The 21,333-nt window shown below is 73.6% G+C and carries 18 protein-coding genes, 2 pseudogenes and 1 riboswitch; of the genes and pseudogenes, 9 read left to right on the forward strand and 11 right to left on the reverse strand.

The genetic code is table 11. From position 1 onward, the window contains the following. Positions 1–30: 30 nt before the first annotated feature. The 6 genes and pseudogenes from cobG to WBG79_RS02820 all read right to left on the reverse strand — a co-directional run. A pseudogene (gene cobG / locus WBG79_RS02795) lies at positions 31–1,428 on the reverse strand (precorrin-3B synthase); the annotation flags it as partial. Next, a complete protein-coding gene (gene cobN, locus WBG79_RS02800; protein WP_337355585.1) occupies positions 1,425–4,793 on the reverse strand; it encodes a cobaltochelatase subunit CobN in 3,369 nt (1,122 codons plus the stop codon). The gene cobN and the pseudogene cobG, both read right to left, overlap by 4 nt. Positions 4,794–4,830: 37 nt before the next feature. Then, positions 4,831–5,877: a cobalamin biosynthesis protein CobW gene (cobW, locus tag WBG79_RS02805; RefSeq protein ID WP_337355586.1), complete on the reverse strand. Its 1,047-nt coding sequence runs from the start codon at positions 5,875–5,877 to the stop codon at positions 4,831–4,833. Further along, a complete protein-coding gene (locus WBG79_RS02810) occupies positions 5,874–6,269 on the reverse strand; it encodes a DUF1636 domain-containing protein (protein WP_337355587.1) in 396 nt (131 codons plus the stop codon). Before WBG79_RS02810 ends, cobW begins: the two co-directional genes overlap by 4 nt. A 29-nt stretch (positions 6,270–6,298) precedes the next feature. Continuing rightward, on the reverse strand, positions 6,299–7,033 hold the full coding sequence (locus tag WBG79_RS02815; RefSeq protein ID WP_337355588.1) for a CbtA family protein: 735 nt from the start codon (positions 7,031–7,033) through the stop codon (positions 6,299–6,301). A 13-nt stretch (positions 7,034–7,046) separates the two neighbouring features. Then, on the reverse strand, positions 7,047–7,238 hold the full coding sequence (locus WBG79_RS02820; protein ID WP_337355589.1) for a CbtB domain-containing protein: 192 nt from the start codon (positions 7,236–7,238) through the stop codon (positions 7,047–7,049). 31 nt (positions 7,239–7,269) lie between these two features. After that, a riboswitch (cobalamin riboswitch) is annotated at positions 7,270–7,475 on the reverse strand. A 111-nt stretch (positions 7,476–7,586) separates the two neighbouring features. Between WBG79_RS02820 and cobO the strand changes: the two genes are divergently transcribed. The 3 genes and pseudogenes from cobO to WBG79_RS02835 form a co-directional block, all read left to right on the forward strand. Further along, entirely contained in the window at positions 7,587–8,201 is a 615-nt protein-coding gene (gene cobO / locus WBG79_RS02825) for a cob(I)yrinic acid a,c-diamide adenosyltransferase (RefSeq protein WP_337355590.1), read from the forward strand. Next, a complete protein-coding gene (gene cobD, locus WBG79_RS02830; protein WP_337355591.1) occupies positions 8,201–9,226 on the forward strand; it encodes a threonine-phosphate decarboxylase CobD in 1,026 nt (341 codons plus the stop codon). Before cobO ends, cobD begins: the two co-directional genes overlap by 1 nt. Before the next feature lie 155 nt (positions 9,227–9,381). Next, positions 9,382–10,248 (forward strand): annotated as a pseudogene (locus WBG79_RS02835) (glycosyltransferase family 87 protein); the annotation flags it as partial. 227 nt (positions 10,249–10,475) lie between these two features. Here the strand turns inward: WBG79_RS02835 and WBG79_RS02840 are convergent. Genes WBG79_RS02840 through WBG79_RS02855 form a run of 4 tightly spaced genes read right to left on the reverse strand, consistent with a single transcriptional unit; the run spans position 10,476 to position 13,516 of the window. Then, the gene (locus WBG79_RS02840) at positions 10,476–11,123 is read right to left on the reverse strand and encodes a trimeric intracellular cation channel family protein (RefSeq protein ID WP_337355592.1); all 648 of its coding nucleotides are present in this window, start codon (positions 11,121–11,123) and stop codon (positions 10,476–10,478) included. A 51-nt stretch (positions 11,124–11,174) separates the two neighbouring features. Then, positions 11,175–12,539: a HAMP domain-containing sensor histidine kinase gene (locus WBG79_RS02845; protein WP_337355593.1), complete on the reverse strand. Its 1,365-nt coding sequence runs from the start codon at positions 12,537–12,539 to the stop codon at positions 11,175–11,177. A gap of 9 nt (positions 12,540–12,548) precedes the next feature. Then, complete coding sequence (locus tag WBG79_RS02850) at positions 12,549–13,208, reverse strand: response regulator transcription factor (RefSeq protein ID WP_337355594.1); 660 nt, start codon at positions 13,206–13,208, stop codon at positions 12,549–12,551. Then, entirely contained in the window at positions 13,208–13,516 is a 309-nt protein-coding gene (locus WBG79_RS02855; protein WP_337355595.1) for a PepSY domain-containing protein, read from the reverse strand. Before WBG79_RS02855 ends, WBG79_RS02850 begins: the two co-directional genes overlap by 1 nt. A gap of 154 nt (positions 13,517–13,670) precedes the next feature. Here WBG79_RS02855 and WBG79_RS02860 point away from each other — a divergent pair, with 154 nt between their 5' ends. The 5 genes from WBG79_RS02860 (at position 13,671) to WBG79_RS02880 (ending at position 18,933) form a co-directional block, all read left to right on the forward strand. Continuing rightward, positions 13,671–14,348, forward strand: coding sequence for a phosphoribosylanthranilate isomerase (locus tag WBG79_RS02860; RefSeq protein WP_337355596.1), 678 nt, complete (start codon positions 13,671–13,673; stop codon positions 14,346–14,348). A gap of 34 nt (positions 14,349–14,382) precedes the next feature. Beyond that, on the forward strand, positions 14,383–15,597 hold the full coding sequence (trpB, locus tag WBG79_RS02865; protein ID WP_337355597.1) for a tryptophan synthase subunit beta: 1,215 nt from the start codon (positions 14,383–14,385) through the stop codon (positions 15,595–15,597). 2 nt (positions 15,598–15,599) lie between these two features. Beyond that, positions 15,600–16,442 (forward strand): tryptophan synthase subunit alpha, encoded by an 843-nt coding sequence (gene trpA, locus WBG79_RS02870; protein ID WP_337355598.1) that lies wholly within the window; start codon positions 15,600–15,602, stop codon positions 16,440–16,442. Between the two features lie 168 nt (positions 16,443–16,610). Beyond that, a complete protein-coding gene (accD, locus tag WBG79_RS02875) occupies positions 16,611–17,510 on the forward strand; it encodes an acetyl-CoA carboxylase, carboxyltransferase subunit beta (RefSeq protein WP_337355599.1) in 900 nt (299 codons plus the stop codon). A gap of 97 nt (positions 17,511–17,607) precedes the next feature. Next, a complete protein-coding gene (locus WBG79_RS02880) occupies positions 17,608–18,933 on the forward strand; it encodes a bifunctional folylpolyglutamate synthase/dihydrofolate synthase (protein ID WP_337355600.1) in 1,326 nt (441 codons plus the stop codon). A gap of 12 nt (positions 18,934–18,945) precedes the next feature. On the opposite strand, the gene WBG79_RS02885 is transcribed toward WBG79_RS02880, so the two are convergent. Next, complete coding sequence (locus tag WBG79_RS02885) at positions 18,946–20,349, reverse strand: aminotransferase-like domain-containing protein (RefSeq protein WP_337355601.1); 1,404 nt, start codon at positions 20,347–20,349, stop codon at positions 18,946–18,948. 114 nt (positions 20,350–20,463) lie between these two features. Between WBG79_RS02885 and WBG79_RS02890 the strand changes: the two genes are divergently transcribed. Continuing rightward, positions 20,464–21,324 carry a DMT family transporter gene (locus WBG79_RS02890; RefSeq protein ID WP_337355602.1) on the forward strand — a complete coding sequence of 287 codons (861 nt, stop codon included), beginning with the start codon at positions 20,464–20,466 and terminating at the stop codon, positions 21,322–21,324. Positions 21,325–21,333 lie beyond the last annotated feature (9 nt).

A 21,333-nucleotide genomic window follows, 5' to 3' on the forward strand; every position in this document is an offset into this window, starting at 1 on the left:
GCCGGCGAGCACGACGTCGTAGCCGTCTCCGGTGCCGACCAGCGTGACGGCCGTCGCCTCCGGCCGCGCGCAGCCCTTCGGGCAGCCGGAGACGTGCAGGCGGACCCCGATCCCGGGAAGCCGTGCCGCCGCCTCGGCGAGCCGGACGGCATCCTCGCGCGCCGGCTGGGCGGCGCTGTCGCAGGCGGGCCGCCCCGCACAGGCGACGACCGCCAGCCGGGGATCGGCGGCATCGACGATCAGGCCGGCCTCTCGGCAGCCCTCCAGCGCGGCTTCGGCCTGGTGCGGCCCGACGCCTGGCACCAGCGCCATGCGCCAGGGCGTCAGTCGGATCTCGCCGACCCCGTGCCGGCGGGCGATCACGCCCAGCGCCGCCAGTTGCCCGCTCTCCCACCGCCCGAACGGAGCGGCCACGAGCAGAAAGCCGGGCAGTGCGGCCTCGCCCTCTCCGCGGGTGTCATTCCGGCCATCGAGCCGGGACCCATTGGCCTCACGGCTGGTTTCGGGACCCGTGGAAACGTTCCGGACCAGATCTTCCGAGCCGTACCCTGTTTCCGCGCCATTGGATCCCGGCTCGAAGGCCGGGATGACAACGGTGGAGGGGCTGAGGGTTCCCCGAGAGGCCGCAACGCGGTGAAAGCCCGGTCGCGGGCTCCCGCCCACTCCGCGGATGTCGTCCCGGCCATCGCGCCGGGATTGAATGGTATGCCCGTCGGCCCCGGCGCCCGGTGCGGCGCCCAAAGCCCACTCGGCGACGGCCTCGACCCCGAGCCGCGCCACGAGCGCCCGCATCCGCCGCTCGTTGGGCCGGCGCAGCGCCAGATAGGCTCTCGCGAACCGGATCGCCGTCTCGGCGGCCCCGGCCGGGTCCACCACGGCGGCGGGCTCGGCGTCCGCCGCGGCGCCGCCGAGCGCGATCAGGACCCGCCCGTCCGGCTGTCCGACCAGCCGGACATCCGTGCCCGTGTCGTCGAGCGGCAGGATGCCGCCCTCGTCGACCAGGAAGCCGAACTTGCCCGGCAACGCGCGCAGGTCGGGCTCCGCGACCAGCCGTCGCTCCAGCTCCGCCGCCAGCGCCCGTCCGTCGACCGGCGCGGTCGGGTCGTAGCCGGCGAGCGGACTCGGGACGACGTTTCGGATCGCCTCCGCGCCCGCGTCGGCGTCGAGGAGGCCGAGCTCCGCCAGCGCGTCGAGCAGAGCGGGAAGGGTCGCGTCCGAGACGCCGCGGATCTGGAGGTTGGCGCGCTGGCTCTGGTCGACGAGCCCGTTGCCGTGCCGCGCCGCCAGTCCGGCGATCGTCGTGAGCAGCCGGGCGGACACGGCGCCGCCCGGCAGCCGCAGCCGCACCAGCAGTCCGTCCCCCGTCCGCATCGGCCGGAGCGCGCCAGGGCACCAGCCCTTCACGCCGTGGGGTCGGGGCGCGTTCATGCGGCGTCTCCGAGACCCGCCAGGAAAGCCAGCGGCGCGTTGCGGCGGGTCTGCCAGTAGCCCCGCCGGTGCGCCTCCGAGAAGGTGCGCGCGGTGGCCCGCGCGGCCTCCGGGTTCGCGGCGAACAGGAACGCCCGGACGGTCTCGTCGCCGAGCGTGGCGTCGTACAGGAGGTCGAACTGCCGGCTCGTGACGGCCTGCGTGGTCGCCGCGAAGGCGAAGAGGTTGCCGACCGTCTCGGCGATCTCGGCGGCCCCCCGGTGGCCGTGCCGCATCTGCCCGGCGATCCAGCGCGGGTTCGTGGCGCGCCCGCGCAGGACGCGCGCGACCTGCTCGGCGAGCGTGCGGACCTTCGGCGACCCCGCCCCGCCGGGGCTCTCCGCATGATAGAGCGCCGGAGCCGCCCCGAGCGCCGCGGCGGCGGCCGCGAAGCCGCCGGTGTGGGTCGCGAAGGCATCGGAATCGAGGATGTCCTGGTGCGGATTGTCCTCGCCATGCACGAAGGCGTCCGCCCCGGCGACGCGCGCCCGGAACGCCGCTTCGGCGGCGGCGCCCTCGAGGCCCGCGCCATACGCGAAGCCGGAGGCGGCCAGGTAGGCCTCCCCCAGGTCGGCCGCCTCGGTGAAGCGACCCTCCGCGAGGATGTCGCCGAGCCCGGTGCCGTAGGCTCCCGGCGCGGCGCCGAAGACGCGCGGGCCCTCCGGGGCGGCACGCCGGGCCGCCGCGAGCGGATTGGTCTCGTCGTCCTCGTCCAGCGCCGCCACGGCGCGCGCCGCCTCGTCGAAGAGCGCCACCTGGGTCGGAAAGACGTCCCGGAAGAGCCCGGAGATCCTGAGCGTGACGTCGACGCGGGGCCGCTCCAGCCGCGCCGCCGGCAGGATCTCGAAGCCCGAGACGCGGGCCGACCCCGCATCGCGAACGGGCCGGACGCCCAGAAGGGCGAGCGCCTGCGCGAGATCGTCCCCGCCGGTGCGCATGGTGGCGGAACCCCATAGGTCGACGACGATCCGCTTCGGCCATTCGCCGTGGTCCTGCGCGTAGCGGTCCATCACGGCCGCCGCGGTGCGGGCCCCGATCGCCTCCGCGGTCGCGGTCGGGATCGCGCGCGGGTCGAGGGCCGTCAGGTTGCGGCCGGTGGGCAGGACGTCCAGGCGGCCCCTGACGGGGGCGCCCGCCGGCCCGGGCGGCACGAAGCGCCCGTCGAGGGCCGCGAGCAGGCCGTCGATCTCGGAAGACGCGGACAGGTCGAGAAGTACCGCGGCCGCCTCCGCCGCCGCACCAGCCGCCTCCGCCAGCACGGCGGCCGCCGCGGCCAGCCGGTCCGGCGCCGGCGCGCGTCCGAAGACATGCAGCCCGTCGCCGATGCGCATCTCCTTGAGGTCGCAGATCCAGGCGTCGATCGCCGCGAGCGCCGCGCCGGGCTCCGCTCCGCGCGGCAGTCCGCTCTCCGCGGCCAGGCCAGAGGCTTCCGCCTTCTCCAGGATGGCGTCGGCCAGGAGCCGGGCCCGGCGCGGGTCGAGCCCTTGCGCCTCGGCATACTCCTCCAGCAGCGCCTCGATCTCGGCCGCCGCGCCGTGGCTGCCGGCGGCGCCGAGCGGCGGCGTCATGTGGCCGATCGTGACCGCCCCGATCCGCCGCTTGGCCTGCCCGGCCTCACCCGGATTGTTGACGATGAAGGGATAGATGACCGGCACCGGCCCGGCGAGCAGCGACGGCGCACAGGTCTCCGAGGGCGCCACGGCCTTGCCGGGCAGCCACTCCAGGGTGCCGTGCGTCCCGAGGTGCACCATCGCGTCGAGCCGGAACACATGCCGGAGCCAGAGATGGAAGGCGACGTAGCCGTGGCGCGGCGGCAGGTTGGCATCGTGGTAGTCCGCCTTGCGGTCCCGGTCGCGGCCCCGGTCCGGCTGGATCGCCACCGCCAGCGCCCCGGCGGCCAGCACACGGAAGCGGAAGCCGCCGTCCTCGACGTCCGGATCCGTCACCGGGTCGCCCCACGCCGAGAGGACCGCCTCGCGGAACTCCGCCGGCAGCGCCCCGAAAAGGCGCGCGTAGCTCGCGAGGTCGAGGCTCGGCCCCGGGGCGCGGCGCGTCAGCGCGGCCATCAGCGCATCCCCGTCGGGCAGCGTCCCGACGCGGTAGCCAGCCGCCCGCAGCGCCTCGGCGATCGTGGCGACGCTCGCCGGCGTGTCGAGCCCGACCGCATAGCCCTCCCGGCCGCCCTTGGCCGGGTAGTCGGAGAGGACGAGCGCGAGGCGCCGTTCCCCTGCGGGCGTCCGCCGGAGCCGGGCCCACCCGGCCGCGAGCGCCGCGACCGCCTCGATCGCCTCCGCCTCGGGGCGGTGCCGGACCGCGGCGAACTGCAGGTCCGGGTCAACGGTCTCGGCCGCCTTGAACGAGATCGCCCGCGTCACGATGCGGCCGTCGAGCTCCGGGAGCACGACGTTCATGGCGAGGTCGGCGGCGCCGAGCCCGCGGGTCGAGGCCGCCCAGGCCTCCCGACGGGTGACCGGCAGCACCGCCTGCAGCACCGGCGCCCCCGCCCGATCGAGCACAGTGCCGCCGCCGTCTAGCCTCGCCGAGAAGGCGGTCGCGTTGACGATCACGTCCGGCCGCGCCGCCGCGATTGAGGCTTCCACCACTGCGACGGCGCGCGGGTCCTTGAGGCTGGTGACTGCCAGAGTCTCGACCGCGAGCCCGTGTCCCGCCAGCGCATCGGCGAGGGCCGTGACGGGCTCGGTGTCGGCCGCGAGCAGGAGCGACCGGTAGAAGATCACGAGCGCGCGCCCCGCCGCCCCGCCCGCCCGGCAGGCGGCCTCGAACCGGCCGGCCGCCGGCACCGGCGCGGGCTCCGTCCAGTGGCCGGCGAGCCCGGTGCGGGCGGACAGCCAGCCGACGAGCGAGGCCATGTTGTCCGGCCCGCCCTCCTGGAACCAGCCCCAGATGCGCCGCAGGTCCTCCACCGGCTCCGTGGAGGCGCGGTCGAGCCGGAGATCCTCCATGTGGTCGCCCGGCACGATCGCGAGCGCGATCCCGCGCGCCCGGGCGAGCGCCGCCAGTTCGTCCACGCCGTAGCGCCAGTAGTCCGCCCCGCCGAGGCAGCGGATCACGATCGCCCGGGCTCCCGCCGCGACCGTCTCCAGGTAGAGGTCGACCGAGTAGGGGTGCCGCAGTCGTGCCAGGTTGGCGAGGCGGAGCGAGGGAAGCGGCGTTCCCCGCCGCCGTTCGGTTCGCCAGGCGGCGGCGAGTGCCGAGAGGTCGGAATCGGAGAAGGACAGGCACAGGAGATCCGCCGGCGACTGGCCGAGATCCTCGGCGGCCTCGGCGGCGTCGAGCGTCCGGACGTCCTGCGGCAGGAGATGCAACGCCTCTCCCGATCCTCCCTGTGCCCGCGCCCGGGCCTCAGCCCGCGAGCGCCGCCGTGACCGCCGCGCGGTCGAGCCCCTTCTCACCGATCACCACGATCCGGCTGGTCCTGTCCTCGTCGGCCTTCCAGGCCCGGTCGAACTGCTGGCGGAAGCGAGTGCCGACGCCCTGCACCAGGAGCCGCATCGGCTTGCCCTCGACCGCCACGAAGCCCTTCATGCGCAGCACGTCGTGCTCGGCCGCGACGCGCCCGAGCCGCTCGACCAGCGCCGCGGCGTCCCGGACCGTGCCGATCTCGACCACGAAGCTGTCGAAGTCGTCGTGGTCGTGCCCCTCTTCCGTGTCGTGGTGCGACGGCCGGTTGGCGAGGTCGTCCTCGGCCGCCGCGGACAGGCCCAGCAGAACGGCAGGGTCGACGCGTCCCTCCGAGGTTTGCACGATCTTCACCGCGCGCGGCACCGTCGCGCCGATCTCGGCCGCGACGCGTCCCATCTCGGCGGCGTCCAGCAGGTCCGCCTTGTTGAGGATCACAAGGTCGGCGCAGAGGAGCTGGTCCTCGTAGACCTCCTCGAGCGGATTGTCGTGATCGACGGCGGCGTCCTCGGCGCGCTGGGCGAGCACCTCCTCCGGGTCGTCCGCGAAGCGCCCGGCCGCCACGGCCGCGCCGTCCACCACCGCGACGACCCCGTCGACCGTCAGCCTGGCCCTCACCGCCGGCCAGTCGAAGGCCTTGACGAGCGGCTTCGGCAGCGCCAGCCCGGACGTCTCGACGATGATGTGTTCCGGCCGGTTCGGGTGCGCCAGCAGGGCCTCGACGGCGGGAATGAAGTCGTCCGCCACCGTGCAGCAGAGGCAGCCGTTGGCGAGCTCGACGATGTTCTCCTCCGGGCAGCTCTCGATCCCGCAGGCGCGCAGGATCTCGCCGTCGACGCCGACGTCCCCGAACTCGTTGACGATCAGCGCGAGCCGCCGGCCCCGGGCCGTTTCCAGGATGTGCCGGATGAGCGTCGTCTTGCCGGCGCCGAGGAAGCCCGTCACCACCGTGACCGGGATCTTGGCGAGCGCGGGGGAGGGGGCGTTCATTCGGCGGCCTCGGCGAGGGTGGGAAGGGGCGGGATGCGCGCCACGACGCCCTTCTTCAGGGCGTCCGGACGTTCCTTCCAGGGGATGAGCCCGTCCGGCGCGGCGGCGTACTGGCCGGCGGCGGCGAGAATGCGGGAGGCCGCCTCCGGGCCGACCTCGGAAAAGTCGCCGTACACGTAGGTCCACTTGCCCGGCGCGGCGAAGCCGATCGTCACCGGCCGCTTGCAGACGCTGAGGCATTCGACCGGGACCACCTGGACGCCGGGCGCCTCGGCGGCAGCCGCGGCGAGGGCTTGGGCGAGCCGCGCGCCGGAGCGCTCCTCGCGCGGCTCGGACGGCTCCTCCGGCCTTCGGCAGGTCTTGCAGACGTAGAGGGTCACGGGAGACGTCATGTCGGTCATGTCCGTTCGGCCGTCGCCGCTCAGGCGGTCCGCCCGGTACGCTCCCAGAGGAGCGCGACCGAGGCCGCGACCAGGAGCCAGAGCACGGCATGGACGGCGAGCGACGTGGAGGCGAAATGGGCGGCGAGTTCTGCCGGGACAGTACTCTCGAAGGCGGCCGGCTTCGGCGCCCCGACGATGTGCGGCACCGCGATGAGGATCGCGCCGCCGGCCTTGGCCCCGACCGTGGCGAGCCGGAACAGCCCATAGAGCCCTGCGCCGGTCGCCACCGCGGTGACGATCCACCAGGTCTGGCGCGCCACCAGATCTCCCGCCGCGCTGCCCGGCAGCTCGGGCGCGAGCCCCAGTCCCGTGGCGAGCCCAGTCGCCGCGAACCCGGCCGCCCCCCAGGCAAGGGCCGAGCGCACCGTGATCGCGTCGCCGGCGACCAGCATGCCGGCGACCAGGATCAGGGCGTAGCCCATGGCGGTGAGCACCGTCGCGAGCGACGTGACTGCCGTGCGCTCGATCCCGTCCGCCGGCTTCCAGGAGGTCTCGGCCGGTGCCGGCGCCGAGGCGTCCGTCGCGGTGCCGCCGTGGCTGTGCGCGAGCCGCAGGACCCCGCCGTCCGGCAACGCGCCGTGATGGTGGCCCTGCGCCTCGTAGGCTTCGGCGGCGAGGATCAGCGGTGTGGTGGTGACGTGCTGGAGGGCCGCGACCGCAAGCCCCGCGACCAGGCCGGCCAGCAGGCCGACCCAGAGCACCCGTCCGATCATGGTCCCGCTGCCGTCAGTGGCAGGGGAAATTCATCGCGTGGCGCGAATCGTGCGCCGCGTTATGCAGGATCTCGGGATGGGCGAATCCGGTCGTGAAGACCAGCGCGATCCCGAAGAGCGCCGCGACGGCGGCGGCCTTGAGCACGTCGGCCCGGTCGATCCGGATGGCCGCGGGCGCCGTGTGGGTAAGGGTCGTCGAGTCCATGGTCCCTCCTCACCGCCCCTCCGGCGGGTCGTGGCTTTTCGGCGCGACGGCAGGTCTCCTGGCTCGCGGATCGGCGCCCCGTCGCCGCCTTCCCGGTCCCCCTGTGGACCAGTGGCTATTGGCGACGCGACTACCCGCTCACAGTTGCGGGGGCAGCTGCGGCATTCGCCCGGTCGCCCGGCCGGCACCGCATTCCCTCTTGTCCCTCGGCGAGGGACCGTCACCGGATGGTTATGAGGCCGCGACCCGGCGCCTGTCAATCGAGGTTGACGACGCGGGCCTCCCGCGCGCCTCCGGCCTTGCGGCGCCGGCCGGGACGTGGTGTCCATGCGGCCCGAGGAGACCGCCATGACCGAGACCCCCGACGACGAAGCCCGCCATCGGGCCAAGATGCAGAAGCGCAAGGCCGTCCAGGACGCCGAGGTGGCCGGCAAGACGATCGCCGAGAAGGGGCTCCTGATCGTCAACACCGGCCCCGGCAAGGGCAAGTCGACGGCAGCCTTCGGACTCGTCCTGCGCGCCCTCGGCCATGGCTGGCCGGTCGGCGTCGTGCAGTTCATCAAGGGCGCCTGGGAGACCGGCGAGCGCCGCGCCCTGGAGCGGTTCCCGGACCTAGTCCGCTGGCACACCATGGGCGAAGGCTTCACCTGGGAAACCCAGGACAAGGCCCGCGACATCGCCGCCGCCCGCCGGGCCTTCGACAAGGCCAAGGAACTGATGGCCGATCCGGCCCTGCGCCTCGTCGTCCTCGACGAGCTCAACATCGCGCTGCGCTACGACTACCTCCCTCTCGACGAGGTGGTCGAGACCCTGCGCGGCCGGCGTCCGGACCTGCACGTGGTCGTCACCGGGCGCAACGCGAAGCCGGAGCTGATTGAGGCCGCCGATCTCGTCACCGAGATGACCCTGGTCAAGCATCACTTCGCGGCCGGCGTGAAGGCGCAGCAGGGCATCGAGTTCTGATGTCCGCGGCCGGCCGGGGCGCGCCGATCCACCATGGCGGCAATCTCGATGCGGCCCGCGCCGCCTTCCCGGGCGCGCCCGAACCCTGGATCGACCTGTCGACCGGCATCAATCCGGTGCCCTATCCCATCCCGCCGATCCCGCCCGAGGCCTGGACGCGCCTGCCCGGCCGTGCCGGACTGGCGGCCCTGGAGGAGACCGCCCGCCGGGCCTACGGCGCCGACGCGGCGACCGCCGTGGTCGCCGGCCCGGGCACGCAGGCGCTCATCCAGCGCCTGCCCGAGCTCGTCCCGGGCCGCTCGGTCGCCGTCCTCGGGCCGACCTACCAGGAGCACGGGGCCGCCTGGCGTGCCGCCGGCCGCGCCGTCTCGACGGTGCGCGACCCCGACGCCCTGGCGGCGGCCGACGTAGCCGTCCTGGTCAACCCGAACAATCCGGACGGGCGCCTGCTCCCGCCCGCTATCCTGCAGGACCTCGCCGCCCGGCTCGCCGCCCGCGGCGGCCTCCTCGTCGTCGACGAGGCCTTCATGGACGTGGTCCGCCCCGCCGCGAGCCTCCTGCCCGGGCGGCCCGCCAACGCCCTCGTGCTGCGCTCTTTCGGCAAGGCCTACGGGCTCGCCGGCGTCCGGCTCGGCTTTGCGCTCGGCCCGGACGCCCTGGTCGAGGGGCTGCGCGCCGCCCTCGGCCCCTGGGCGGTGCCGGGACCCGCCATCGCGGTCGGCCGGGCCGCCCTGTCGGATTCGGCCTGGCTCGAGGCCGCCGTCTCCCGGCTCGCCCGGGATGCCGCGCGCCTGGACGCCCTGCTCGGCCCGGCAGGCTTCGAGGTCGTCGGCGGCTCCGCGCTCTACCGCCTGGCCCGCAGCCCGGATGCGCCCGCGCTGCGCGTGCGGCTCGGCGGCGCCGGCATCCTGGTCCGGCGCTTCGAGGACCCGTCCCTGCTGCGCTTCGGCATGCCGGGCGACGAGTCCGCCTGGACGCGCCTCGCCGCGGCGCTGAAAGGACCGCCAAGGACTGAAATTTCTTAACCCCCGCCATCTAGAATTTCAGCCGTCGAACTCCCCACCACGGAGCGGGCGGCGCCATGGCGGACGCGGCACCAGCGGTTTCGGATTCCAGGCCGGCGCGCCGCGCCGATCCGCTCTTCGTGGCCCTGCCGCTCGCCGCCACCGCGATCGGCCTGATGCTTCTCGCCACGCTCTGGCGGCTCGACCCGGACGGCTTCTCGCCCGCCGCCAACACGCTCCCGCAATGGGACTTCACCAATCTCTGGGCCGGAGGCACCCTGGCGGCCGAGGGCCGGATCGCGACCCTCTTCGACGTCGAGGCCTACCGGGCCGCTCTGCGCGAACTCTACCTCGCCCGCATCGGTAACCAGGAATGGAGCTACCCGCCCTCCATCCTGCTGCTTGCCGTGCCCCTCGCGGGCTTGCCGCTCGCCGAGAGCCACCTCGTGTTCACCCTGGGCGGACTGGCGCTCCTCGGCTGGGTCCTGCACCGGGCGGGGGCGCCGCCCTGGGTGATCGCGGTCGCACTCCTCGCCCCGGCGGTCTGGCGCAACGCCCTTCTCGGCCAGCACGGCGCCTGGACGGCCGCGCTCCTCCTCGGCGGCCTCCTCGCCGTCGAGCGCCGCCCGGTCCTCGCCGGCTGCCTCTTCGGCCTCCTGACCCTCAAGCCCCAGATGGGTCTCCTGGTCCCGATCTGTCTCCTGGCCGCCGGCCAGTGGCGCGCGATCCTGTCCGCGGGCCTGGTGGCCGCGGCCGTGGCGGTCCTGACCGCGATCCTCTTCGGCCTCGAGGCCTGGCACCTGTTCTGGATCGAGACTCGCCCGCTGATGACCGCCATCCTGGAGGCGCCCTACCCGCAGGGCTACCAGGTGAACTGCGTCACGGTCTTCATGATGGCCCGCTCGCTCGGCGCGGAGCTTTCGGCCGCCTGGGCCCTGCAGGGCCTCGCCGCCGCGATCTCGGCGGGTCTCGCCTGGCGGCTCTGGCGGGATCCCGCCGCCGATCCCCTGGCCCGCGCGGTCGCCACCGCTGGCCTCGGCCTCCTGGCGACCCCGTACGGATACCTCTACGACATGGTCGCCCTGTCGGCCGCCGTCACGCTGCTGGCCGCCCGACGCGGCCGTTTCGCGCTACCCCTCGCGGCCCTGTGGCTGTGGCCGGCGGTCTCGCCCGCCGTCGTCGCCCATGTCGGCCTCCTGGGACCGCTGGCGATCGCCGGGGCGGTCTGGTCCGCCCTCCGGGACGACCGCCCGGCCGCCCGCGACGGCGGTCAGCCTTCCGTCCGGTTCCCCCCGCCGAATCCCGGGAGCGTCCAGCCGAACGCCAGCGCCCCCGCCCTGACCGCGAAGGCCAACGCCGCCCCCGCGAGCGCCGGCACCGGCGAGGGCACGCCGGCGAGACCGAGGCCCACGTAGGTGGCGGCCCCCGTCAGGGCCGCGGTGGCATAGATCTCGCGCGTCAGCAGGATCGACGGCTCGCCCGCGATCACGTCGCGCACGATCCCCCCGAAGGTCGCCGTCATCACCCCCATGGTCAGGGCGACCAGCGGGGCGGCGCCGGCCGCGGTCGCTTTCGCGGCGCCCATCACGGCGTAGGCCGCGAGCCCGACCGCGTCGAGCCAGAGGAGCGCGGTGAGCCGCCAGGCCGGCCCCGTCCCGGTCAGCCACACCGCCAGCGCCGCCAGAAGCGAGACCGCGAGATAGCCCGAATCGCCGACCCAGAACACCGGGACGCCGAGGAGCAGGTCGCGCAGCGTGCCTCCGCCCACCCCCGTGACCGCGGCGAAGACCCCGAAGGTGACGATGTCGTGCCGCAACCGGGCGGCCGCGAGCGCGCCCGTGGCGGCGAAGAGCGCCACGCCGGCATAGTCGGCGAGCTGGAAGAGCGGGACGTCGAGGGTCGGGAGGTCGAGCGCCATGGGGGTCCGGTCCGGTGGTGCGGACCGGTGTCGCACGGCCCGGCGCGGCGCTCAATGCGCCGGCGAGGCCTCGCCGCGGGGCAGCAGGACCTCCGCCGTGAGCCCGCCCCCGGCCGTCTCCGACAAGGTGAGCCGCCCGCCGTAGCTGACCACCAGGTCGTCCACGATGGAGAGGCCGAGCCCCGAGCCCTGCACCGATTCGTCGAGCCGGATGCCGCGCATGAGCACGCTCTCGCGCCGCTCCTCCGGCACCCCGGGCCCGTCGTCGGCCACGACCAGCCGGACCTTGTCGCCGGCGAGCCCGGCCGTGACCTCGATGCGAGACTTCGCCCACTTGCGCGCGTTGTCGAGGAGATTGCCGAGGATCTCGTTGGCGTCCTCCGCGTGGACCGCCACGCTCAGGCCGGGCGGGACCTCGACGAGCCAGTCGATCTCGTCGCCGCGCGGCAGCCGCTGCATGGCGCCCACCATCCGGTCGAGGGCGCGCGACAGGTCGAGCCGCTGCAGGTAGGGCAGGGCGGCCGCGCGCGACCGGGCGAGCTCGCGCTCGACGAAGCGCGACATGCCGGTGATCTCCGCGTCGATCGCCTCGGCCGAGCCCATCTCGCCGCGCTCGCGCAAGGACCGCGACTCGGTCGCCAGCACGGCGAGCGGGGTCTTCAGGCCGTGGGCCAGATCGCCGGCCCGCGCCCGCGCCCGCTCGAGCGCCTGCTCCTGCGCGGCGATCAGGCCGTTGAGTTCGCCGACCAGCGGCGCCACTTCGTCCGGGAAGTCGCCGTCGAGCCGCCGGGCCCGGCCGCCGCGGACCTCCAGGACGAGATCGCGCAGGCCTTCCAGGGGCTTCAGCCCGATCGTGATGGTCAGCCACCCGGCAAGAGTCAGGAAGGCGATGAGGGCGAACAGGAAGGCCGACGCCTCCAGCGCGAAGGTCCGGACCAGCCCGTCGATCTCCGACTTGTCCTCCGCCACGAACAGGCGAAAATGGCGCAGGTCCGAGCCCGCCTCCGCCGCCATCGAGACCCGCCGCTCCAGCCCGAGCAGGACCTGGTCGCCGGGCCCGTCGACCGTCATCGGCACGTTCTGCGGCTGGTTCTCCGGCGGGATCGGCAGGACCTGGTCCCACAGCGACCGCGACCGCGCCTTCGCCTCGCCGTTCTCGACGATCTGCCAGTAGAGGCCGGAGAGCGGGCGGGTGAAGCGCGGGTCGGCGAGGTCGTCGATCACGATCGGACCGCTCTCGCCGACCCGGAGCAGGGCCGTGAGCTGGTCGAGATGCGCCGTGACTTCCTGGACCAGCCGGCGCTCGACGTGCCGCTCGGCCAGGACCACGAGCGCCACCCCGGCCGCCGCGACGGCGATGACCGTCGAGACTGCCGCCGACAGGATGAGGCGAAGACGGAGCGACCCGCGCGTCAAGGCCCGGGCTCAGTCCGAGGAGACGAGATAGCCGTGTCCCCGCCGGGTCTCGATCACGTCCGAGCCCACCTTGCGGCGGACGCGGCCGACCAGCACCTCGAGAGCGTTGGAATCCGGCTCGACGTCCTCATGGTAGATGTGCTCGACCAGTTCGGCCCGGCTGACCACCCGTCCGCGATGATGGAGCAGGTAGGAGAGGAGCCGGAACTCCAGGGGCGACAGCGGCACCGCTTGGCCGTCCACGGACGCGCGCGCCCGCCGGGTGTCGAGCGTGATGCCGCGCGCCGAGAGGACCGGGCTCGCCCGGCCCGCCGATCGGCGGATCAGCGCCCGCACCCGGGCCACGACCTCTTCCATCCGGAACGGCTTGACCAGGTAGTCGTCTGCTCCCGCGTCGATGCCTTCGACCCGGTCGGTCCAGCTGCCGCGCGCCGTCAGGATCAGGATCGGGACGTCGCGCCCGCTCTCCCGCCAGCGCTTGAGGACCTGCAGCCCGTCGAGCTTCGGCAGCCCGAGGTCGAGCACGATGGCGTCGAAGTCCTCCGTGTCGCCGCGGAACCATGCGGTCTCGCCGTCCGCCGCCTCTTCGACGACGTAGCCGGCATTCTTGAGTTGCACGGCCAGGTCCCGACGGATCCTGTCTTCGTCTTCCACCACCAGTACCCGCATCACTTCAGCTCTTCGTTCAGAACCTCAGCCGTGGCGGCGTCGACCGTGACCACCCGATAGCGCCCGCTCTCGGTCAGAAGTGTCATGGCGTAGACCCACCGTCCGTCGGCCCGGTCGAATCCGATCCCGATGAACGCATCGGTGCCGATTTTGACCGTGGCCAGGATTTCGTCCAGTGGCTTGACCTCGCCGCGGGCGAGTGCCGCGAGTGCGGCTTCGTGGTCGGCCACCGCGCTCTGTGCGGCGGCGGGTACGACGGCGGCGAGGAGGGCCGCCGCGCAGAGGAGGGACCGCGGGTCGGGGCGCATGGAAGGAGATCCTTGTCGCCGCGATAATAGGACATTGCGGCTGTCCGGTGACTGACCGAAGGGTCGGGCCGGCTTTTTTCGGCCCCTGCGTTCCGCGGTGGACGCGACGGCCTCGGCGTGCCAAGGATCCTCTCGCGAGACGAGAGCCGGACCCATGAGCCTCCTGGTCAAGATCTGCGGACTGAAGACGCCCGAGACCGTGGCCGCCGCCCTCGAGGCCGGCGCCGACATGGTCGGCTTCGTCTTCTTCCCGCGCAGCCCCCGCAACGTCTCGCTGACCGAGGCCGCCCTGCTGGCGGAGCCGGTGCGCGGCCGTGCCGGCATTGTGGCGCTGACCGTGGACGCGACCGACGACGATCTCGCCGCCATCGTCGACGTCCTCCGGCCCGACCTCCTGCAGTTGCACGGCGCCGAGACCCCGAAGCGGGCCGCCGCCGTCCGGGCCCGCTTCGGCGTGCCGGTCATGAAGGCCGTCCGGATCGCCGAGGCCGCCGACCTCGCCCCGGTGGCGGCCTTCGCGCCGCATGTCGACCGCTTCCTCTTCGACGCCAAGCCGCCGCCCGCGCTGGCGGGCGCGCTCCCGGGCGGCAACGGCCTCGCCTTCGACTGGCGCCTCGTCCGCGATCTTGACCCCGGCCGGCCCTATATGCTTTCCGGGGGCCTGGACCCCGCGAACGTCGCCCGCGCGATCGCGGTGACCCGGACCCCGGCCGTCGACGTATCATCGGGCGTGGAGAGCGCGCCGGGCGTCAAGGACCCCGACCGGATCCGCGCCTTCCTGCGCGAGGCGCGCGCCGGCGCGGCCGGTGCGGCCGGCGAAGCCGCCGCGTGAGCCCGCGCCGAGAATTTGCTTGAGGAAAGAGCCCGTGACCATCGCCCCGAACACCTTCCGCGCCGGCCCCGACGAGCGCGGCTTCTTCGGCCTCTACGGCGGCCGCTTCGTCGCCGAGACGCTGATGCCGCTGATCCTGGAGCTGGAGAAGGCCTACGAGGAGGCCCGCAACGACCCGGCCTTCCAGGCCGAGCTGAAGCACCTCGGCACCCACTACACCGGCCGCCCGAGCCCGCTCTACTTCGCCGAGCGGCTGACCGCGCATTTCGGCGGCGCCAAGATCTACTTCAAGCGCGACGAGCTGAACCACACCGGCAGCCACAAGATCAACAACTGCCTCGGCCAGATCCTGCTCGCCCGCCGCATGGGCAAGACCCGCATCATCGCCGAGACCGGCGCCGGCCAGCACGGCGTCGCCTCGGCCACCGTCTCGGCCCGCTTCGGCTATCCCTGCATCGTCTACATGGGCGCCACCGACGTCGAGCGCCAGGCGCCGAACGTCTTCCGCATGAAGCTGCTCGGCGCCACCGTGAACCCGGTCACCTCCGGCGCCGGCACCCTCAAGGACGCCATGAACGAGGCGCTCCGCGACTGGGTCACCAACGTCGAGGACACCTACTACATCATCGGCACGGCGGCCGGCCCGCACCCCTATCCGGCGATGGTGCGCGACTTCCAGTCGGTCATCGGCAACGAGGCCAAGGAGCAGATGCTGGGAATGGAGGGCCGCCTGCCCGACGCGCTCGTCGCGGCCGTCGGCGGCGGCTCCAACGCCATCGGCCTGTTCCATCCGTTCCTTGACGACAAGGACGTCGCCATCTACGGCGTCGAAGCCGGCGGCCACGGCATGGACGTGGAGAACGGCCATGCCGCCTCGATGAACGGCGGCCGCCCCGGCGTTCTGCACGGCAACCGCACCTACCTCTTGCAGGACGGCGACGGCCAGATCCTCGAGGGCCACTCGATCTCCGCCGGGCTCGACTACCCCGGCGTCGGCCCCGAGCACTCCTGGCTGCGCGACACCGGGCGCGTCACCTATGTGCCGGCGACCGACAAGGAGGCCCTCGAGGCCTTCCAGCTCTGCACCCGCCTCGAGGGCATCATCCCGGCGCTCGAGCCGAGCCACGCCCTCGCCCACGTCGCCAAGCTCGCCCCCACCATGCACAAGGACCAGATCATCCTCATGAACCTCTGCGGCCGCGGCGACAAGGACGTCTTCACCGTGGCGAAGCACCTGGGCGGGATGTGATCATGACCGAGAGCCGCATCACCCGCCGCTTCGCCGATCTCGCCGCTGAGGGCCGGCCGGCGCTCGTCACCTTTGTGACGGCCGGCGATCCCGACTACGCCACCTCGCTCGCCATCCTGAAGGCGCTGCCCGGAGCCGGCGCGGACGTGATCGAGATGGGCATGCCCTTCTCCGACCCGATGGCGGACGGGCCCGCCATCCAGGCCTCCGGGCGGCGGGCGCTGCTCGGCGGCCAGACCATGGTCCGCACGCTCCAGATGGTGCGCGAATTCCGCGAGACCGACCGGACCACGCCGATCGTGCTGATGGGCTACTACAACCCCATCTATTCCTGGGGACCGGAGGCCTTCCTGGACGCCGCCAAGGCGGCCGGCGTCGACGGCCTGATCATCGTCGACCTGCCGCCCGAGGCCGACGACGAGCTCTGCGTTCCCGCCATGGCGCGCGGCATCAACTTCATCCGGCTGGCGACCCCGACGACCGACGACCGGCGCCTGCCCGCCGTCCTCGCCAACACCTCCGGCTTCGTCTACTACGTCTCGATCCTCGGCATCACCGGCACGGCCTCGCCGGACGCCGTCCGCGTCGCCGGCGCGGTGGAGCGCATCAAGCGCCACACCCGGCTGCCCGTCGCGGTGGGCTTCGGCGTCAAGACAGCCGAACAGGCCCGCACGATCGGTCGCGACGCGGACGGCGTGGTCGTCGGCTCCGCGCTCGTCAATGCCCTCGCGGCGACCCTGGACGCCGAGGGCCGCGCCACCGGTGCGACCGTGCCGGCCGTGACCGCTTTCGTCGCCGATCTCGCCGCGGGCGTCCGCTCGGCCCGCCGGGAAACCGCTGCCTGACGGGTTCGGGCGACCCGATGTCGCCCGCAGGCCGCCGCGCGGCGGGTATCGCCGCTATGGCTCGGATGCAGGCGCGGCGATGCCTTGGCTCTGCCGGAAAGCCGGTGTAGGCACGTGAGAGCACGTGGGGCCCCGGGACTCGGGGCTCCCCAACCGGAGTGGACCCCCGTGAACTGGCTCACCAACGTCGTCCGGCCGAAGATCAAGAGCCTGCTGACGAAGCGCGAGACCCCCGACAATCTCTGGATCAAGTGTCCCGAGACCGGCGAGATGGTCTTCCACCGCGACCTGGAGGCGAACCAGTTCGTCATTCCGTCCTCCGGCTACCACATGCGCATGCCGGCCCGGCGCCGGCTCGAGGTCCTCTTCGACGGCGCCAAATACGAGACCATCCCGGTGCCGGGGGTTCCCGTCGACCCGCTCAAGTTCCGTGACGAGCGCCGCTACACCGACCGGCTGAAGGACGCCAAGGCGAAGACCGGCAACGAGGACGCGGTCCTGCTCGGCCACGGCACCCTCGATGGCCTGACCGTCGTCGCCGCCGTCCAGGACTTCGAGTTCATGGGCGGCTCCCTCGGCATGGCGGCCGGCGAGGCGATCATCGCCGGCATGATGACGGCGCGCGACAAGCTCGCTCCCTTCATCCTCTTCGCGGCCTCCGGCGGCGCGCGCATGCAGGAGGGCATCCTCTCCCTCATGCAGATGCCGCGCACGACGGTGGCCATCCAGGCGCTCCGCGAGGCCCGGCTGCCCTACATCGTCGTGCTCACCAACCCGACGACGGGCGGGGTCACCGCCTCCTACGCCATGCTGGGCGACGTGCACATCGCCGAACCCGGCGCGCTCATCGGCTTCGCCGGCCCGCGCGTGATCGAGCAGACCATCCGCGAGAAGCTGCCGGAAGGGTTCCAGCGCTCCGAGTACCTGCTCCAGCACGGCATGGTCGACATGGTGGTCGGCCGACTGGAGTTGCGCGCGACTTTGTCGCGCCTCTGCCACCTCCTCACCAAGACGCCGAAGGTGCAAGTCGAGGAGCCGGAGGCGGCCCCGACCGAGGCCGCGGCCTGACCCTGGACTTCCCGTCCGGGTCCCGTGACCCGCGTCCGGGTCCCCGACCCGCGTCCGGCCCCTCCCGGTCCGGCGCCAGAGGAGCCTTGAACACCCGATGTCCCCGTCTGCGCTCGACGCCCTGCTCGACCGGCTCACCATGGCGATCCCCGCCGGCTGGGATCTCGGCCTCGACCGCATCGAAAGGCTGCTCGCCACCCTGGGCGACCCCCACAGGCGCATCCCGCCGGTGATCCACATCGCCGGCACCAACGGAAAGGGCTCGGTCACCGCCTTCTCGCGCGCGATCCTGGAGGCGTCGGGCAAGACCTGCCACGTCTACACCTCGCCCCATCTCGTCCGTTTCAACGAGCGGATCCGCCTCGGCCGCCCCGGCGGCGGCAGGCTCGTCGAGGACGACGTCATGGCGGCCGCGATTCTGGAGGCCGAGCGGGCGAACGCCGGCGCGCCGATCACCTTCTTCGAACTGACCACGGTCGCCGCCTTCATGCTCTTCGCCGACAACCCGGCCGACTACACCCTCCTGGAGGTCGGCCTCGGCGGCCGGCTCGACGCCACCAACGTGGTGCCGGCGCCGCTCGTCTCGGCCATCACGTCGATCTCCCTCGACCACGAGAAGTTCCTCGGCGACACCATCGCCGGCATCGCCGAGCAGAAGGCCGGCATCATCAAGCGCGGCGCCGCCGCCGTCTCTTCGCCCCAGGTGCCCGAGGTCGAGGACGTGCTCCGCCGCCGTGCCGCCCGCGAGGGGGTGCGGCTGCGCCTCGGCGGCGAGGACTGGACCGCCGGCCAGGAGAACGGACGGCTCGTCTACCAGGACGAGGACGGGCTCCTCGATCTCTCCGCCCCGCGCCTCCTCGGCCGCCACCAGTACGTCAACGCCGGCACCGCCATCGCGGCCCTGCGCGCCGCCCGGGTCCCGCTGACCACTGATGCCGTCAGCCGCGGCCTGGAGACGGTGGAATGGCCGGCCCGCATGCAGCGGCTCGGCCCCGGGCCGCTCACGGCGCTCGCCCCCGCGGGCGCCGAGGTCTGGCTCGACGGCGGCCACAACCCCGGTGCCGGCGCGGTCCTCGCCGACGTGGTCGCCGACCTCGAGGAGCGCGTGCCGCGGCCCTTCTTCATCATCGCCGGCATGCTCAAGACCAAGGACCCGGTCGGCTTCTTCCGCCCCTTCAAGGGCCTCGTCCGGCATGTCTTCACGGTCCCGATCCACGGCGGCCACGAGACGCGCACGCCCGAGGACCTCGCCGAGGCCGCCGCCGCGGCCGGGCTCTCCACCGAGCCGGTGGAGAGCGTCGAGGCGGCGCTGCGGCTCCTCGGCGCCGACTGGCGCTTCGAGCCGGCACCGCGGATCCTGATCTGCGGCTCGCTCTACCTGGCCGGCGAGGTCCTGAAGGCCAACGGCGCCGTCCCCTCCTGACCGAGGGCGCCTTCAGGCCCCCATGGCGCGCGCGAGGACCGAAGGGATGCGCGGGTCCCCGCACTGGGCGACGTTGAAGCGCAGGAACCGTCCGGCATTCCCCGACAGGCTGAACGCATTGCCGGGCGCCAGCACGACGCCGTCGGCGAGCGCCCGCCGCGCGACCTCGCCGGCGTCGAGACCGTCCGGCAGGCTGCACCACAGGAAGAGGCCGCCGTTCGGCTCCGTCCAGGGGCGGATGCCGAGCCCCTCCAGGCGTCGCGCGGTCTCCGCCATGGCGCGGGCGAGCCGCTGCCGGACCCCCTCCATGTGCTTGCGGTAGCTGCCGTCGGTCAGCACGCCCTGCACGAAGGCGGCCGCGAAGCGCCCGCCCCCGAAGGCGGTCGCGATCCGTAGGTCGGCGAGCGCCTCGATCCAGTCCGGGCGCGCCGCCACGAAGCCGCAGCGCACGGAAGCCGACAGGGTCTTGGAGAAGCTGCCGATGTGCAGCACCCGGTCGAGCCCGTCGAAGGCGGCGAGCCGCGGGGTCGGCCGCTCCTCGAAGTCGGCGAAGATGTCGTCCTCCACGATCGTGAGGCCGGCCTCGGCGGCGAGCGTCAGGATGCGATGAGCGACGACCGGCGACAGCGTCGCGCCGGTCGGGTTGTGCAAGGTGGCGTTGGTCAGGTAGAGCCGCGGCCGGTGCTCCGCGAGCGCCGCCGCGAACCGCTCCACGTCCGGCCCCGTGGGGGTGAAGGGCACGCCGACGACGCGGGCGCGGTGCGCGCGCAGCAGCGCCAGGAAGTTGAAGTAGCAGGGGTCGTCGACCAGCACCGTGTCGCCCGGCTCGAGCAGGAAGCGGCAGACGAGGTCCAGCGCCTGGGTGCCGCTGTCGGTCAGCAGGATCTGGTCCGGCGTCGCCTCGACGGCCCGCTCGGCAAGGCGCCGGGAGAGGACCTGACGGAGCCCCGGATGGCCGAGCGGCGGACCATAGTCGGCGAGGACCGAATCGTCCCCGCGGGCGAGGCCGCGCAGGCACTTCCGCATCGCTGCCCCGGGCATCCACGAGGGCGGCAGCCAGCCGCAGCCGGGCTTCAGGATCGTGTCGCCCGCCTCGAGCGACTGGCGCGACACCCACAACGGATCCACCGCCCGGTCGAGCCGCGGCCCGATGTCGGCGAGTGACAGGGGTGGCAGGTGGCCGGCCACGAAGTATCCGGACCCCGGCCGCGACCGGATCACGCCCTCCGCCGCCAGCCGGTCGTAGGCCTCCACCACCGTGGACTTGGAGACCCCGAGGGCTTGCGCCTGGGCCCGGATCGAGGGGAGCCGCACGCCCGCCGCCGTCGCGCGCCGCGCAATCCGCTGCCGGACCTCCCGCATGACCTGCTCGACCAGCGTCCCGGCCGGTTCGGCCTGTGCCACCCGGTCGTCCATCCGTCCGCTCCTTTGCCCAGTACAGTTCAGAGAAACCGTACTGCACCGTCTCTGGAAGCGGGAGTCCATTTGTCCGATAGCGGGGTGCGAACCGAAACCGGAAGGACCGACACCATGGACCGCGGCGCGGACGGCTGGATCAGCGGCTTCGTCGGCATGCTCATCTTCAGCGGCTCGCTGCCCGCCACCCGGGTGGCGGTGGCCGACTTCGACCCCGTCTTCCTGACCCTCGCCCGGGCCGCCCTGGCGGGCCTCGCCGCCCTGCTCCTCCTAGTGGCCTTCCGCCAGCGCCGGCCGAAACGGCAGGACCTGCCCGGGCTCGCCGTCGTGGCGGCCGGGGTCGTGATCGCCTTCCCGCTCCTGACCGCCCTGGCGCTGCGCCATGTCACGGCGGCCCATGCGGTCGTCTTCATCGGCCTCCTGCCGCTCGCGACCGCCGCCTTCGGGGTCCTGCGCGGCGGCGAGCGGCCGCGCCCGGCCTTCTGGATCTTCTCCGGCCTCGGCAGCCTGCTCGTCGCCGGCTTCGCCCTGTCGCGCGGCCTCGACGGCGACCTCCTCGGCGACGGCCTCATGCTGGCCGCCATCGTCGGCTGCGGGCTCGGCTATGCAGAGGGCGCCGCCCTGTCGCGCGTCTACGGCGGCTGGCAGGTCATCTGCTGGGCCTTGGTCCTGTCCCTACCGGTGACGCTCGCCGCCGCCCTCGGGACCATGCCGGCGAGCTTCGATGGCGTCGGCGTCCCGGCCTGGATCGGCCTCGCCTACGTGTCCCTCTTCAGCATGCTGATCGGCTTCGTGTTCTGGTACCGCGGCCTGGCCCGGGGCGGCATCGCGGCGGTCGGGCAACTGCAACTGCTGCAGCCCTTCTTCGGCCTCGCGCTCGCCGCCCTGCTGCTCGGCGAGGCCGTCGGCCCCGCCACGATCCTGGTCGCCGCCTCGGTCGTCCTCTGCGTCGCGGGCGCGCGGCGCTTCGCCTGACGCCGCCGG

It is taken from the genome of Prosthecomicrobium sp. N25 (genome assembly GCF_037203705.1).
Lineage (GTDB): Bacteria > Pseudomonadota > Alphaproteobacteria > Rhizobiales > Ancalomicrobiaceae > Prosthecodimorpha.

Coding starts and splice junctions, on each gene's coding strand:
- WBG79_RS02850 (WP_337355594.1), bottom strand. CDS start 13,208: ATGCGGGTACTGGTGGTGGAAGACGAAGACAGGATCCGTCGGGACCTG.
- WBG79_RS02855 (WP_337355595.1), bottom strand. CDS start 13,516: ATGCGCCCCGACCCGCGGTCCCTCCTCTGCGCGGCGGCCCTCCTCGCC.
- trpA (WP_337355598.1), top strand. CDS start 15,600: ATGACCGAGAGCCGCATCACCCGCCGCTTCGCCGATCTCGCCGCTGAG.
- WBG79_RS02885 (WP_337355601.1), bottom strand. CDS start 20,349: ATGGACGACCGGGTGGCACAGGCCGAACCGGCCGGGACGCTGGTCGAG.
- WBG79_RS02860 (WP_337355596.1), top strand. CDS start 13,671: ATGAGCCTCCTGGTCAAGATCTGCGGACTGAAGACGCCCGAGACCGTG.
- cobO (WP_337355590.1), top strand. CDS start 7,587: ATGACCGAGACCCCCGACGACGAAGCCCGCCATCGGGCCAAGATGCAG.
- WBG79_RS02810 (WP_337355587.1), bottom strand. CDS start 6,269: ATGACGTCTCCCGTGACCCTCTACGTCTGCAAGACCTGCCGAAGGCCG.
- WBG79_RS02815 (WP_337355588.1), bottom strand. CDS start 7,033: ATGATCGGACGGGTGCTCTGGGTCGGCCTGCTGGCCGGCCTGGTCGCG.
- WBG79_RS02890 (WP_337355602.1), top strand. CDS start 20,464: ATGGACCGCGGCGCGGACGGCTGGATCAGCGGCTTCGTCGGCATGCTC.
- WBG79_RS02840 (WP_337355592.1), bottom strand. CDS start 11,123: ATGGCGCTCGACCTCCCGACCCTCGACGTCCCGCTCTTCCAGCTCGCC.
- cobD (WP_337355591.1), top strand. CDS start 8,201: ATGTCCGCGGCCGGCCGGGGCGCGCCGATCCACCATGGCGGCAATCTC.
- cobW (WP_337355586.1), bottom strand. CDS start 5,877: ATGAACGCCCCCTCCCCCGCGCTCGCCAAGATCCCGGTCACGGTGGTG.
- WBG79_RS02880 (WP_337355600.1), top strand. CDS start 17,608: ATGTCCCCGTCTGCGCTCGACGCCCTGCTCGACCGGCTCACCATGGCG.
- WBG79_RS02820 (WP_337355589.1), bottom strand. CDS start 7,238: ATGGACTCGACGACCCTTACCCACACGGCGCCCGCGGCCATCCGGATC.